Source organism: Cognatundibacterium griseum, from assembly GCF_014284195.1.
GTDB classification, from domain to species: domain Bacteria; phylum Pseudomonadota; class Gammaproteobacteria; order Burkholderiales; family Burkholderiaceae_D; genus Undibacterium; species Undibacterium griseum.
The window spans coordinates 47,313-59,475 of sequence record NZ_JACOGC010000006.1 but is presented as its reverse complement, the minus strand read 5'-3'; the positions used below and the strand labels follow the sequence as shown (position 1 = coordinate 59,475).

The 12,163-nt window shown below is 47.6% G+C and carries 12 protein-coding genes; 9 read left to right on the top strand and 3 right to left on the bottom strand.

What is annotated here, in order from left to right:
* Window positions 1-4: 4 nt before the first annotated feature.
* Together clpX and lon are read left to right on the top strand one after the other, a co-directional pair.
* A complete protein-coding gene (gene clpX / locus H8K27_RS14220; protein ID WP_186863848.1) occupies window positions 5-1,270 on the top strand; it encodes an ATP-dependent Clp protease ATP-binding subunit ClpX in 1,266 nt (421 codons plus the stop codon).
* Window positions 1,271-1,490: 220 nt separating this feature from the next.
* Window positions 1,491-3,896, top strand: a complete 2,406-nt coding sequence (gene lon / locus H8K27_RS14215) for an endopeptidase La (RefSeq protein WP_186863847.1) — start codon at window positions 1,491-1,493, stop codon at window positions 3,894-3,896.
* Window positions 3,897-4,045: 149 nt separating this feature from the next.
* On the opposite strand, the gene lexA is transcribed toward lon, so the two are convergent.
* Window positions 4,046-4,696, bottom strand: coding sequence for a transcriptional repressor LexA (lexA, locus tag H8K27_RS14210; RefSeq protein WP_186863846.1), 651 nt, complete (start codon window positions 4,694-4,696; stop codon window positions 4,046-4,048).
* Between the two features lie 219 nt (window positions 4,697-4,915).
* Here lexA and rpsF point away from each other — a divergent pair, with 219 nt between their 5' ends.
* The 7 genes from rpsF (at window position 4,916) to H8K27_RS14175 (ending at window position 9,833) form a co-directional block, all read left to right on the top strand.
* The gene (gene rpsF, locus H8K27_RS14205) at window positions 4,916-5,284 is read left to right on the top strand and encodes a 30S ribosomal protein S6 (RefSeq protein WP_186863845.1); all 369 of its coding nucleotides are present in this window, start codon (window positions 4,916-4,918) and stop codon (window positions 5,282-5,284) included.
* Window positions 5,285-5,318: 34 nt separating this feature from the next.
* Window positions 5,319-5,618, top strand: coding sequence for a primosomal replication protein N (gene priB / locus H8K27_RS14200; protein WP_186863844.1), 300 nt, complete (start codon window positions 5,319-5,321; stop codon window positions 5,616-5,618).
* A 9-nt stretch (window positions 5,619-5,627) separates the two neighbouring features.
* Entirely contained in the window at window positions 5,628-5,912 is a 285-nt protein-coding gene (gene rpsR, locus H8K27_RS14195) for a 30S ribosomal protein S18 (RefSeq protein ID WP_176804752.1), read from the top strand.
* A gap of 27 nt (window positions 5,913-5,939) precedes the next feature.
* Window positions 5,940-6,392, top strand: coding sequence for a 50S ribosomal protein L9 (gene rplI / locus H8K27_RS14190; protein WP_186863843.1), 453 nt, complete (start codon window positions 5,940-5,942; stop codon window positions 6,390-6,392).
* A gap of 165 nt (window positions 6,393-6,557) precedes the next feature.
* A complete protein-coding gene (locus H8K27_RS14185) occupies window positions 6,558-7,946 on the top strand; it encodes a replicative DNA helicase (protein ID WP_399311200.1) in 1,389 nt (462 codons plus the stop codon).
* Between the two features lie 112 nt (window positions 7,947-8,058).
* On the top strand, window positions 8,059-8,685 hold the full coding sequence (locus tag H8K27_RS14180; protein ID WP_186863842.1) for a DUF47 domain-containing protein: 627 nt from the start codon (window positions 8,059-8,061) through the stop codon (window positions 8,683-8,685).
* A gap of 137 nt (window positions 8,686-8,822) precedes the next feature.
* Window positions 8,823-9,833 (top strand): inorganic phosphate transporter, encoded by a 1,011-nt coding sequence (locus H8K27_RS14175; protein ID WP_176804755.1) that lies wholly within the window; start codon window positions 8,823-8,825, stop codon window positions 9,831-9,833.
* A gap of 87 nt (window positions 9,834-9,920) precedes the next feature.
* Here H8K27_RS14175 and H8K27_RS14170 read toward each other — a convergent pair whose 3' ends face one another.
* Complete coding sequence (locus H8K27_RS14170) at window positions 9,921-10,679, bottom strand: LytR/AlgR family response regulator transcription factor (RefSeq protein WP_186863920.1); 759 nt, start codon at window positions 10,677-10,679, stop codon at window positions 9,921-9,923.
* An 8-nt stretch (window positions 10,680-10,687) separates the two neighbouring features.
* Window positions 10,688-12,034 carry a sensor histidine kinase gene (locus H8K27_RS14165; RefSeq protein ID WP_186863841.1) on the bottom strand — a complete coding sequence of 449 codons (1,347 nt, stop codon included), beginning with the start codon at window positions 12,032-12,034 and terminating at the stop codon, window positions 10,688-10,690.
* Window positions 12,035-12,163 lie beyond the last annotated feature (129 nt).

Below are 12,163 nucleotides of genomic sequence, written 5' to 3'. Positions count from 1 at the left end.
CACCATGCCCGATAAAAAATCCTCCGGCAGTGAAAAACTGCTTTACTGCTCATTCTGTGGAAAGAGTCAACATGAGGTTAAGAAACTGATTGCTGGGCCGTCGGTTTTTATTTGCGACGAGTGTATTGATTTGTGTAACGACATCATTCGCGATGAAGTCTCAGAGATTGACAACATTGCGAGTGCAAAAAATGAACTTCCCACACCGCAGGAAATTACGGATCTGTTGGATCAGTACGTGATCGGGCAGGCAACAGCCAAGCGCATACTCGCAGTTGCCGTATATAACCATTACAAACGTCTCAAGCATCTCGGGAAAAAAGATGATGTGGAACTGGCAAAAAGTAATATTTTGCTGGTTGGCCCAACAGGGTCGGGCAAAACGCTGCTGGCACAGACTTTGGCCCGTATGCTGAATGTACCATTTGTGATTGCTGACGCGACGACCCTGACCGAGGCTGGATATGTCGGCGAAGATGTTGAGAACATTATTCAAAAATTACTGCAAAACTGTAATTACGAAGTCGAGCGCGCGCAAAAAGGAATTGTTTATATCGATGAAATCGATAAAATTTCCCGTAAATCTGACAATCCTTCCATTACGCGCGATGTTTCCGGTGAAGGTGTGCAGCAAGCGTTGCTGAAACTGATTGAGGGCACGATGGCATCTGTGCCTCCTCAGGGTGGGCGCAAGCATCCGAATCAGGATTTCATCCAAATTGACACGACTAACATCATGTTCATTTGTGGTGGTGCATTTGATGGTCTGGCCAAAATTATTTCTGACCGGTCCGAACGCAGTGGAATTGGTTTTTCTGCCAGCGTTAAAAGCCAGACCGAAAAAAGCGCCAGTCAAGTCATGCAGGATGCCGAGCCTCAGGATCTGATTAAGTTTGGATTGATTCCCGAGCTGGTAGGGCGTTTACCGGTGATTGCCACATTGAATGAGCTGGATGAAGCAGCGTTGATCCAGATTCTGGTTGAACCGAAAAATGCTCTGATCAAGCAATATGCAAAGTTGCTTGAAATGGAAGGTACTGAACTGGAGATTCGTCCTGCGGCATTACAGGCCATCGCGAAAAAAGCGATTGCCCGTAAAACAGGTGCCCGCGGACTACGCTCTATTCTGGAACATGCGCTGCTGGACATTATGTACGATCTGCCTAGCCACCAAAATGTTGAAAAAGTAGTCATTGATGAAAACACCATCACTAATGGTGCAAAACCTTTATTGATTTATCAGGAGCAGGCGAAAGTTTCTGGCGCCTGATCAGGAAAACCTGGCAGGCAGGTCAAAGAAAAAGTCTTTGATCTGCCTGCCGTAAAAATTCTAATCGCTGTAGAATAGGGCGATAAAACAGATCAGCTTCAATCGTAAAGCTACCCGGAGAACACCTCTGTGTGGCTTTTTTTGTTGTTTTTACTGAGATGGGCTTGTGTTTTAGCCTTGTGCGCCAACATTGTTAACCAGTATTTATGAAAGGTGCGCCATGACGACTACTCTGATGACCGAGCAAATCCAATTGCCATTACTTCCACTGAGGGATGTAGTGGTGTTCCCGCATATGGTGATTCCTTTATTTGTCGGCCGACCAAAATCTATCAAGGCCTTAGAGGCCGCAATGGATCAGGGTAAAAGCATTATGCTTGCTGCGCAAAAAGCCGCAGCGAAAGATGAACCCTCTGCGGACGATATTTACGAAATTGGCTGTGTTGCCAATATCCTGCAAATGCTGAAGTTGCCCGATGGCACGGTAAAAGTGCTGGTAGAGGGTGCGCAGCGTGCACGTATTCACAAAATTCATGATTCTGAATCGCATTTTAGTGCAGAGCTGACCCCGGTAGCGGCTGTTGAAGAAGACGATTCGGAAGTTGAGGCGATGCGCCGTGCGATTGTTCAACAGTTTGATCAGTACGTCAAACTGAACAAAAAAATCCCGCCTGAAATTCTGGCCTCACTCTCCGGCATTGATGATGCCGGTCGTCTGGCCGACACGATTGCCGCACATTTGCCCCTGAAACTGGAGCAAAAGCAGGTTATTCTCGAAATATTCAGTGTCGCTAAACGGCTTGAACATTTGCTGGGTCAGTTGGAAGGTGAACTCGATATTTTGCAGGTTGAAAAGCGCATCCGTGGTCGCGTTAAGCGTCAGATGGAGAAATCTCAGCGCGAATATTATCTGAATGAGCAGGTTAAGGCGATTCAGAAAGAACTGGGCGAGGGTGAAGAAGGCGCTGATATCGACGAGCTTGAGAAGAAAATCACCGCTGCCAAAATGCCCAAGGAAGCCCGCGATAAAGCGATGAATGAGTTGAAAAAACTCAAAATGATGTCGCCTATGTCTGCCGAGGCGACAGTGGTTCGTAACTATATTGATACGATCGTCGGCTTGCCGTGGAAGAAAAAATCCAAGGTCAATAATGATCTGACCAATGCCGAGAAGGTGCTGGAGGATGAGCATTATGGTCTCGATAAAGTGAAAGAGCGCATCCTTGAGTATCTTGCAGTACAGCAACGCGTAGATAAATTGAAGGCGCCTATCCTGTGTCTGGTTGGTCCACCCGGTGTCGGTAAAACCTCACTTGGACAATCCATTGCCCGCGCGACAAACCGGAAGTTTGTGCGTATGGCGCTCGGTGGTGTGCGTGATGAGGCGGAAATCCGTGGTCATCGCCGCACTTATATCGGCTCAATGCCCGGAAAGATTTTGCAGAGTCTGGCTAAAGTTGGTGTGCGCAACCCTCTGTTTTTACTGGATGAAGTGGATAAAATGGGCGCCGACTTCCGTGGCGACCCATCTTCAGCTTTACTGGAAGTGCTTGATCCGGAACAAAATCATACTTTTTCCGATCATTACATCGAAGTCGACTTCGATTTGTCTGATGTGATGTTTGTTGCGACATCGAATTCCTACAATATTCCGGCTGCTCTGCTGGACAGGATGGAAGTGATCCGCTTGTCCGGTTATACCGAAGACGAAAAAACCAGTATTGCGCAACGTTATTTGTTGCCAAAACAAATTAAAAATAACGGTTTAAAAGAAACTGAAATCAGTGTTGCGGAGAGTGCGATACGGGACATTATCCGCTATTACACCCGCGAAGCTGGCGTCCGTTCTTTGGAAAGGGAAATTTCAAAGATTTGCCGCAAAGTGGTGAAGATGCTGTTACTCAAAAAGAATGAGAAAAAGGCGACTATTACAGCGAAAAATCTGGACAAATATCTCGGGGTCCGTCGTTATGATTTTGGCGTTGCTGTTAAGGAAAATCAGATTGGGCAGGTTGTCGGTCTGGCATGGACCGAAGTTGGCGGCGATCTGTTGACGATTGAAGCTGTGTCTATGCCTGGCAAGGGTGGCGTTATCCGTACCGGCACTCTGGGCGACGTGATGAAAGAGTCGATTGAGGCCGCCAGAACTGTTGTCCGCAGCCGTGCCAAGCGGCTTGGCATCAAGTCGGATGTGTTTGAGAAAAGCGATATACACATCCACGTACCTGAAGGTGCAACACCCAAGGATGGTCCTTCCGCCGGTATTGCGATGACGACTGCATTAGTTTCTGTCTTTACCGGAATTCCGGTTCGGGCTGATGTCGCAATGACCGGTGAGATCACGTTGCGCGGTGAAGTGTTGCCGATCGGCGGACTGAAGGAAAAATTGCTTGCAGCTCACCGTGGCGGCATCAAAACTGTGTTAATTCCGGAAGAAAATGCAAAAGATCTGACAGAGATTCCGGATAATGTGAAAAATAAACTTGAGATTATTCCGGTGCGTTGGATCGATAAAGTTCTTGAAATTGCTCTGGAAAGTCAGCCGATCGCGCTGCCGGATGAGGATGTCAGTATTGCCGCCACTCCAGCGGCGGGCACTGATGAGTCAGCGGTGGTAAAGCATTAAGTCTGTTTTTGTGATTTAAAAAATGCCCTGAATTTCAGGGCATTTTTCTTTTTGGCCGTAAGGGTTGATCGCGATCCCTATACGGTCGTTACCTGCATAACAATCAGTGTTCCGTAATCAGGAGTCAGAATAGATTCATACATTCTGTATTAAACCCAATTTCTCATTAGCCCCACAGCCAATCCCTCTAAAGAAAAATCTGTTTCATTCTCGCTGACATGGATAATGGAGTAGTCTGGATTCTCTGGAATTAACTCTATCCCGGTTTCTGTTTTTTTATAGCGTTTGACAGTGACATCGTCACCCAGTCTGGCCACGATAATCTGGCCATTTCTGGCATGATCTGTCTTTTTTACGGCCAGCAGATCACCGTCCAGAATGCCGGCGTCGCGCATGGACATACCGCGCACCTTGAGTAAAAAATCAGGTTTCGCAGAAAAAAGAGCGGGATCCACCTGATAACTGGCTTCGATATGTTCGCTCGCAAGAATGGGGGAGCCGGCTGCAACGCGTCCGACCAGCGGAATGGACAGATTTGCAGATGCTGAACTGGCGGACAGAGAACCAGTGATGTGACTCGATAAGTCAGAGTCCAGCAAGCGGATTCCCCGCGAAGTGCCCGCCGCAATTTCAATCACACCTTTTCTGGCGAGTGCTTGCAGGTGTTCCTCAGCGGCATTAGTCGAGCGGAAGCCGAGCGTAGACGCTATTTCTGCCCTGGTTGGAGGGAAGCCTGTCTGTTGGATGGCATCTTTGATGAGATTCAGGATTTGTTCCTGTCTTGCGGTCAGCTTTAGCATGAGGTCAATGCGCGAATTGCGCTGTACGTATAGACAGTCTGTATTTTTATACAGTGAGGTATTCTGTGCAAGGAAAATTTGATATTTTTAGATATTCATTGCGATTAACTGAAGCTATTTGTATTAATCATTAAACTGGGTTATCATAATCGGCTTTCCTCTTCCTGCACTCGTCTTGACGCCGGGGCAGGCTATTTTTATTGTCCACAAGGAGAATATATGCGTCATTATGAAATCGTATTTATCGTACATCCCGATCAAAGCGAGCAAGTGCCAGCGATGATCGAGCGTTATAAAGCCAGTGTTGTTGCACGTGGTGGTCAGATCCATCGCGTTGAAGACTGGGGCCGTCGTCAATTGGCTTACATGATTCAGAAACTGGCAAAAGCACACTATGTTTGCATGAACATCGAGTGCGACGCAGAAACTCTGCTCGAGCTGGAAACCGCATTCAAATTCAATGATGCTGTTCTGCGCCACCTGACAGTTAAAATGAAAAAAGCTGAAACAACGCCATCTCCAATGATGAAAGCTGTTCAGAAAGAAGATGCAGCGAAGGCGCAGCGCGTTGAAGCGCCAGCTGCTTAATTTTCATTAGTTGAAAAGGTCGTGTGACGGTACGGTGAACCAACTCAATCTGTTTGCAAAAATTATCGAGAAATCTGCATTACGTTTTACGCCAGCAGGTGTTCCGATAGCCAGTGCTGTGCTGATGCACAGTTCTCAGCAGACAGAAGCGGGAGTGATCAGACTGGTTGAAATGGAGATTTCTGCAATTGCTGCAGGAGATATTTCAAAAAGCTTTTCTGAAATTCCGCTGGAACTGGAGTGTAAATTCACCGGATTCCTGGCACGCAAAAACCGCAACAGCAAAAGTCTCGTTTTTCATATAACGAATTTCGGGATGAATTTACTAGATTAGGAGCCAAAAATGGCATTCGGTAAAAAATTTGATAAAAACAAATTGAAGCAAAAGCGTCAGCAACAAAATCCTTTGTTCAAGCGCAAAAAATTCTGCCGCTTCACAGCAGCACACGTAGAGAAAGTTGATTACAAAGATATCGACACTCTGAAAGATTTCGTTCAGGAAAATGGCAAAATCATGCCAGCCCGTCTGACCGGTACTAAAGCTTTGTATCAGCGTCAGGTTGATACAGCGATCAAGCGCGCACGCTACTTAGCGCTGTTGCCTTACACTGATCTGCACACAGCGTAATTGACGACAGGATATTAGGAGAAAAATATGCAAGTTATTCTGATGGATAAAGTCGTTAATCTCGGCAATCTCGGTGATGTAGTTCGTGTGAAAGATGGTTACGCACGTAATTTCCTGATCCCACAACGTATGGCTCGTCGCGCAACTGCGGCAGCGATTGCTGAATTTGAAGCAAAGCGTGCAGAACTCGAAAAGGCAGCAGCTGAAAAATTGGCCGCAGCACAGGCACAAGGTGAAAAACTGGAAGGTTCTACCGTTCAGATCGCTCAGAAAGCTGGTGTTGATGGTCGTTTGTTCGGCTCCGTCACTAATTTTGATATCGCCGAAGCCATGGCTAAACAAGGTTTCGCGGTTGAGAAAGCACAAGTTCGTTTGCCACAAGGTCCATTGAAAATTGTTGGCGACCACGCTGTTTCCGTTGCATTGCACACTGACGTTGTTGTTAATGTGAACGTAGCAGTCGTCGGAGAGCAGGCTTAATTTAGCCGCTTTTCAAAATAAAAAAAGCCGGGTTATTGCCCGGCTTTTTTTATTTTTTGTAATAAATTATTTATATAATTTATTTGTTGTTGGAACAGCATAATATCCAATTGTTACCCAGTCCGGGTTCGTTGGTAATCAGAATTAGCAGGTATAATGCGCGCCATGAAAGCCGCTCCCGATCCACAGTTAGACGCTATCCGCGTTCCTCCTCATTCAATAGAAGCAGAACAGTCCGTCCTGGGCGGCTTGTTGCTGGACAATGCTGCCTGGGACCGAATTGCAGACTTTATTGGCGAGGATGATTTTTATCGTTACGACCATCGTCTGATTTTTCAGTGCATGGTGAAGTTGATTAATTCATCCAGGCCGGCAGACGTGATTACTGTGTATGAAGCACTGAGTGTGCAAGGTAAAGCAGAGGATGCAGGTGGCTTGGTTTATTTGAATGCACTGGCGCAAAATACACCGTCTGCGGCAAATATCCGGCGATATGCGGAAATCGTCCGTGACCGTGGCGTATTGCGCAAGCTGATTACGGTATCCGATGAAATTGCAGGCAATGCATTCAATCCGCAGGGTAAAGAAGTCAAGCAGATGCTGGATGAGGCAGAGTCTAAAATATTTGCTATCGCAGAAGAGGGCGCACGTGGCGCCCAGGGTTTTCAGGCAATCCAGCCGCTGCTGACGCAGGTAGTGGAGCGCATTGATGAGCTCTACAACCGTGACAACCAAAACGATATTACTGGTGTGCCAACGGGGTTTGTTGATCTGGATAAGATGACTTCCGGTTTGCAGCCTGGCGATCTGATTATCGTTGCTGGTCGTCCGTCGATGGGTAAGACAGCGTTTTCGCTGAATATCGGAGAAAACGTTGCCATCGACAGCGGATTACCTGTCGCCGTGTTTTCTATGGAAATGGGCGGGGCACAATTGGCAATGCGTATGTTGGGGTCGGTCGGACGCCTTGACCAGAGCCGTTTGCGGATTGGTAAGCTGAGTGATGAGGACTGGCCCCGGCTGACGCATGCGATCCAGAAAATGAATGAGGCGCAGCTATATATTGATGAAACACCGGCGCTCAGTTCAATTGAGCTGCGAGCGCGTTCCCGGCGGCTGGCGCGTCAATGTGGCAAGCTGGGTCTGATTATCGTGGATTACTTGCAGCTGATGTCTGCCAATGTGGCAGGTGAAAACCGGGCGACAGAAATTTCGGAAATTTCCCGAAATCTGAAAGGTTTGGCAAAAGAACTGAATTGTCCCGTGATTGCACTTTCCCAGTTGAACCGTTCTCTGGAACAGCGCCCGAATAAGCGTCCGGTGATGTCGGATCTGCGTGAATCGGGCGCGATTGAGCAGGATGCTGACGTCATCATGTTTATTTACCGCGATCAGGTTTATAACCCCGATTCGCCGGATAAAGGGACTGCAGAAATCATTATTGGTAAGCAGCGTAATGGTCCTATTGGCAGTGTGCGCCTGACCTTCCTGGGTGAATACACGAAATTCGATAATTATGTCGGTTCTTTGTCTATCTACGGAGATAGCGAGTAATTTTTAAGGCAGGGTGATTGTCAGCAGTCCGGCCACCGGATTGCTTCAATTCCCAGACCGATGTTTTTCTGATCAGAATTCATCTTCATTTCTATTTGTCAGTGAGAAAAAAATGTTTGGACGCTTGATGCCTACTGAAGGCAAATTCTTTGAGCTTTTTAATCAGCATGCAGAGTTGTGTGTAAAAGGATCCATGGAGATGTTGGCTTTGATGACCAATTTCGATGATCTGGAAAATCGCGTACATGCAATTGAAGGCATAGAAAAACAAGCCGATACGGTGACCTATAACACCATTGAGTTATTGCATAAAACATTTATCACGCCGATTGACCGTGATGACATCCATAAACTGATTACCCGCATGGATGATATTCTCGACTTGCTGGAGGATGGGGCGCAAACTATTTCACTGTACGACATCCGTGAAATCACCCCTGAGGCAAAGCGACTGGCGGAATTATGTCTTGCTTGCTCTGAGAAGGTTCAGCTGGCAGTCAGCAAGCTGCACAACATGAATCATTCAAGAGAAATTTTGTCGATCTGTGAGGAAATTGATCGTCTCGAGTCAGATGCTGATCATGTCATGCGGGCGGCTATGTCTAAACTGTTTCGTGATGAGCCCGATGTGCGGAATCTGATCAAGCTGAAAGCGATCTATGAAATCCTTGAAACAGTGACAGATCGTTGTGAAGACGTGGCAAATATTATTGAAGGCATTATTGTTGAAAACGCCTGATGCACGAGTCTGGAATAGTCTGAATGTCTGATCTGACCCGCCGGGGAGAGAAGTGCTTGTTTGGCGGTGACGATACACAATAAAAAACAACAGGCCTGATACGGTTGTGCAGGCCGAATTCAAAAAGAGTAAATTTCATGCAAACTTTGCAGATAAGCATTTACGTCGTCGCGGCGCTGGTCGTGCTGGCGCTGCTGTTTGATTTTATGAATGGTTTCCACGATGCGGCAAATGCCATCGCCACCGTGGTATCAACAGGGGTATTGAAGCCACAGACGGCAGTTGCCATGGCCGCACTGTTTAACGTCATTGCAGTTTTTTTCTTTCAGCTGAAAGTGGCTGCGACAATTGGCAAAGGCACGATAGAGCCATGGGCGATTGACCATTACGTCATCTTTGGCGCTTTAGTTGGTGCCGTGTTCTGGAACCTGATTACCTGGTATTTTGGTATTCCTTCGTCTTCTTCGCATGCCCTGATTGGCGGTCTGGTTGGCGCTGCAGTGGCGAAGTCGGGCACGAACGCCTTGCTATCCTCCGGTTTGCTCAAGACGATCGCGTTTATCGTTCTGTCGCCGTTGCTGGGCTTTATCCTGGGGTCATTGATGATGTTGCTGGTGTCCTGGCTGTTCGTTCATTCGACGCCATTAAAGGTGGACAGATGGTTCCGCCGGTTTCAGCTGGCATCCGCTTCGATGTACAGTCTGGGACATGGTGGTAATGACGCACAGAAAACGATGGGAATTATCTGGATGCTGCTGATTGCAGGCGGTTATTCCAGTGCGCAGGATGCGATGCCGCCATGGTGGGTGATTTTATCTTGCTATGGTGCGATTGGTCTGGGTACTTTATTTGGTGGCTGGCGTATCGTGAAAACGATGGGACAGAAAATTACCAAATTAAAACCGGTTGGCGGCTTCTGTGCAGAAACAGGTGGTGCGATTACCTTATTTATTGCGACTGCAATGGGTGTTCCGGTATCAACGACCCATACGATTACGGGAGCGATTGTCGGGGTTGGCTCAGCACAGAAAATGTCTGCTGTGCGCTGGGGTGTTGCGGGCAACATTGTCTGGGCATGGGTGCTGACAATTCCTGCATCCGCGTTTGTGGCTGCGATTGCCTGGTGGTTTGGTTTGCGTCTCTTGTAACCGCTTCGCAGATTGGAAAGAAAAAAGCGCCTGAGCAAGGCGCTTTTTTTTCGGAGTATTTTTCAGGGCATGAAATCGTATGTCAGATCACATTTGTTTAAATAAGTGCACAAAACTTCTGCTGACTTCCAGTTTTTCATTCAGGCCTTTGACCTGAACCAGATGGCGCCCCCGGAGATCGCGAACAACGCCAGATATGGACTTGGCATTGACTAAAGTGGAACGGTGAATTTGCCAGAATAAAGCCGGGTCTAATTCTTCAGCCAGATCCCGGACTGGTTTGCGTATCAGGGCTTCATATGACGCAGTCTGTACACGGGTGTACTTTTCGTCAGACTGGAAAAACAGAATTTCTTCTACCGGGATCAGACGCAGTTCCTGACCGATTGATGCCTGTATCCATTGTAAATAAGCAGGTTTGTGAGCCATCCCCATTTGTTTCGCCAATTGTGACAGCAGTGTGCTCATGTCTGCAGGTTGTGTCTGGCTGTGCAGGCGTGATTTCAGTCTTTCGACGGTTTTTGTGAGCCGGTCTGCGTCAGCAGGCTTCAAGACATAATCCACTGCGCCATGATCAAAGGCTTCAATCGCGTACTGGTCGTAAGCCGTGATGAAGACAATGTGCGCTTTATTACCTATTTCTTTGGCAGCTTCCAGACCTGTTTTAATGGGCATGCGAATGTCCAGAAAAACCAGATCGGGACGGTGTTGTTCAACCAGTTGTATCGCTTCATGACCATTTTTTGCTTCATCCAGAATGGTAAGTTCTGGCCAGACCTGCTCGAGTCTTGATCTGAGCTGGTCGCGCATGAGTCTCTCATCGTCGGCAAGAATTGCAGTTGGCATCATGATTGTCAGTTGGCTAATTCATAAGGAATTTCTATGGTAACGCAAACACCGCTTGGTTGATTCGGTGTGATGATCATTTGTCCCTTTTCTTTATAAATTAATTTCAGTCTTTCACGGATATTCTGCAGTCCGAGGCCGGTACCGTTGCTTGGCATTGCACCGAATCCCAAACCGTTATCAGAAACGCTGACTCTCAATTTGTTATGGGCAACTTCAACCCGGAACTGGATGGTGCCTCCTTCTGCTTTGCATTCCAGCCCGTGCTTGATCGCATTTTCGACGAGAGACTGTAACATCATGGGAGGGAAAGAAGCGCTGCGCAGCCCTTCCGGCATGACAAAATCAACGTTTAGCCTTTCCTCCATGCGCATCTTTAGCAGATCCAGATAGGCCTTGATCATATCCGCCTCGCGTCCCAGATTGGTTGTTGAGGCATTTTCCCGCATTTGAGGCAATACGGCGCGCAGATAGCTGATCAGGCTTCTTTGCATGGCTGCTGCGCGTGGCGGATCGGTTTCGATCAGGTGTTCGACCGATGCCAGAGTGTTAAACAGAAAATGTGGCTCAACCTGTGCCTGCATCATCTGCATTTTGGCTTCGCTGACCTGACGCAACAGCGATTCTTTTTCTGCGGCCTGACCGGCTTCCTTGGCTTTTTCTTCAGCCCGTACCTTGCCGCTCATCAATATTTTCATGCCAAACAGGCCAAAGATCAGCAACAGGACAAAATTGACAAACCATTTTGAGGAGGTCTTTTTATAGCTGCGGACTTCTTCATCAGCAGCATCAGCGACGGCATTATTGATGTCCTCGCTGATTTCTTTTGCCACGTCAGCAGGTAATTTGATGTGGATGTCATCACCGGGCGCAAGATCTTTGGGGCCTGGCGGCACCACTGGTACTGCTGGTGCTATTGGTGGGGCGGCTGCTGCCGGTGGTGCAGGCACTGGTGGTGGCGGCAAGGCGTCGCTGGCGCTGCTGGTCGGTGCTGCAGGAATATTCTTTGTGCGGACACCATTTTCATCAATCTCAATTTGTTTGCCTGCCCCACCGGCGCTGGATTTCCGGATGCGTAGCCCGGTATCATCAATTTCGATATTGGTATCGTTATCAATGGTCTGTGTTTTTTTGAGTTTTTTTACAGGTTTGTTTTTTGTGACGATAACGCTTTCTTCTGATGTAAAGAGCATATCCTGCAGCATGGCACCTGCAGACATTGTCACTATTGCAAAAAGGAAAAATTTCCACCAGGATAATTTAGTCACCCAGGCTGCGGTCTGGTCAAAGCGCAGGCTCAGCCATTCGCGCAGTTCACGGAGCAGTTCTTTGATGGTAATGACAGTCGGATTCATGGCTTTCTCTTCATGCTGACAAGGTGGATCGAAGTTTTATATCTGTACTGTAAGAAAATCGGGTGATTGACGCTACGGCTATGCGATAGTCGGTCAGGATTGCAGGATAGAATGAAAAATAGGCGACAT

Excerpts from the sequence above, each read along its gene's own strand:
- clpX (WP_186863848.1), top strand. The coding sequence starts at position 5 with ATGCCCGATAAAAAATCCTCCGGCAGTGAAAAACTGCTTTACTGCTCA.
- lon (WP_186863847.1), top strand. The coding sequence starts at position 1,491 with ATGACGACTACTCTGATGACCGAGCAAATCCAATTGCCATTACTTCCA.
- lexA (WP_186863846.1), bottom strand. The coding sequence starts at position 4,696 with ATGCTAAAGCTGACCGCAAGACAGGAACAAATCCTGAATCTCATCAAA.
- rpsF (WP_186863845.1), top strand. The coding sequence starts at position 4,916 with ATGCGTCATTATGAAATCGTATTTATCGTACATCCCGATCAAAGCGAG.
- rpsR (WP_176804752.1), top strand. The coding sequence starts at position 5,628 with ATGGCATTCGGTAAAAAATTTGATAAAAACAAATTGAAGCAAAAGCGT.
- rplI (WP_186863843.1), top strand. The coding sequence starts at position 5,940 with ATGCAAGTTATTCTGATGGATAAAGTCGTTAATCTCGGCAATCTCGGT.
- H8K27_RS14185 (WP_399311200.1), top strand. The coding sequence starts at position 6,558 with ATGAAAGCCGCTCCCGATCCACAGTTAGACGCTATCCGCGTTCCTCCT.
- H8K27_RS14180 (WP_186863842.1), top strand. The coding sequence starts at position 8,059 with ATGTTTGGACGCTTGATGCCTACTGAAGGCAAATTCTTTGAGCTTTTT.
- H8K27_RS14175 (WP_176804755.1), top strand. The coding sequence starts at position 8,823 with ATGCAAACTTTGCAGATAAGCATTTACGTCGTCGCGGCGCTGGTCGTG.
- H8K27_RS14170 (WP_186863920.1), bottom strand. The coding sequence starts at position 10,679 with ATGCCAACTGCAATTCTTGCCGACGATGAGAGACTCATGCGCGACCAG.
- H8K27_RS14165 (WP_186863841.1), bottom strand. The coding sequence starts at position 12,034 with ATGAATCCGACTGTCATTACCATCAAAGAACTGCTCCGTGAACTGCGC.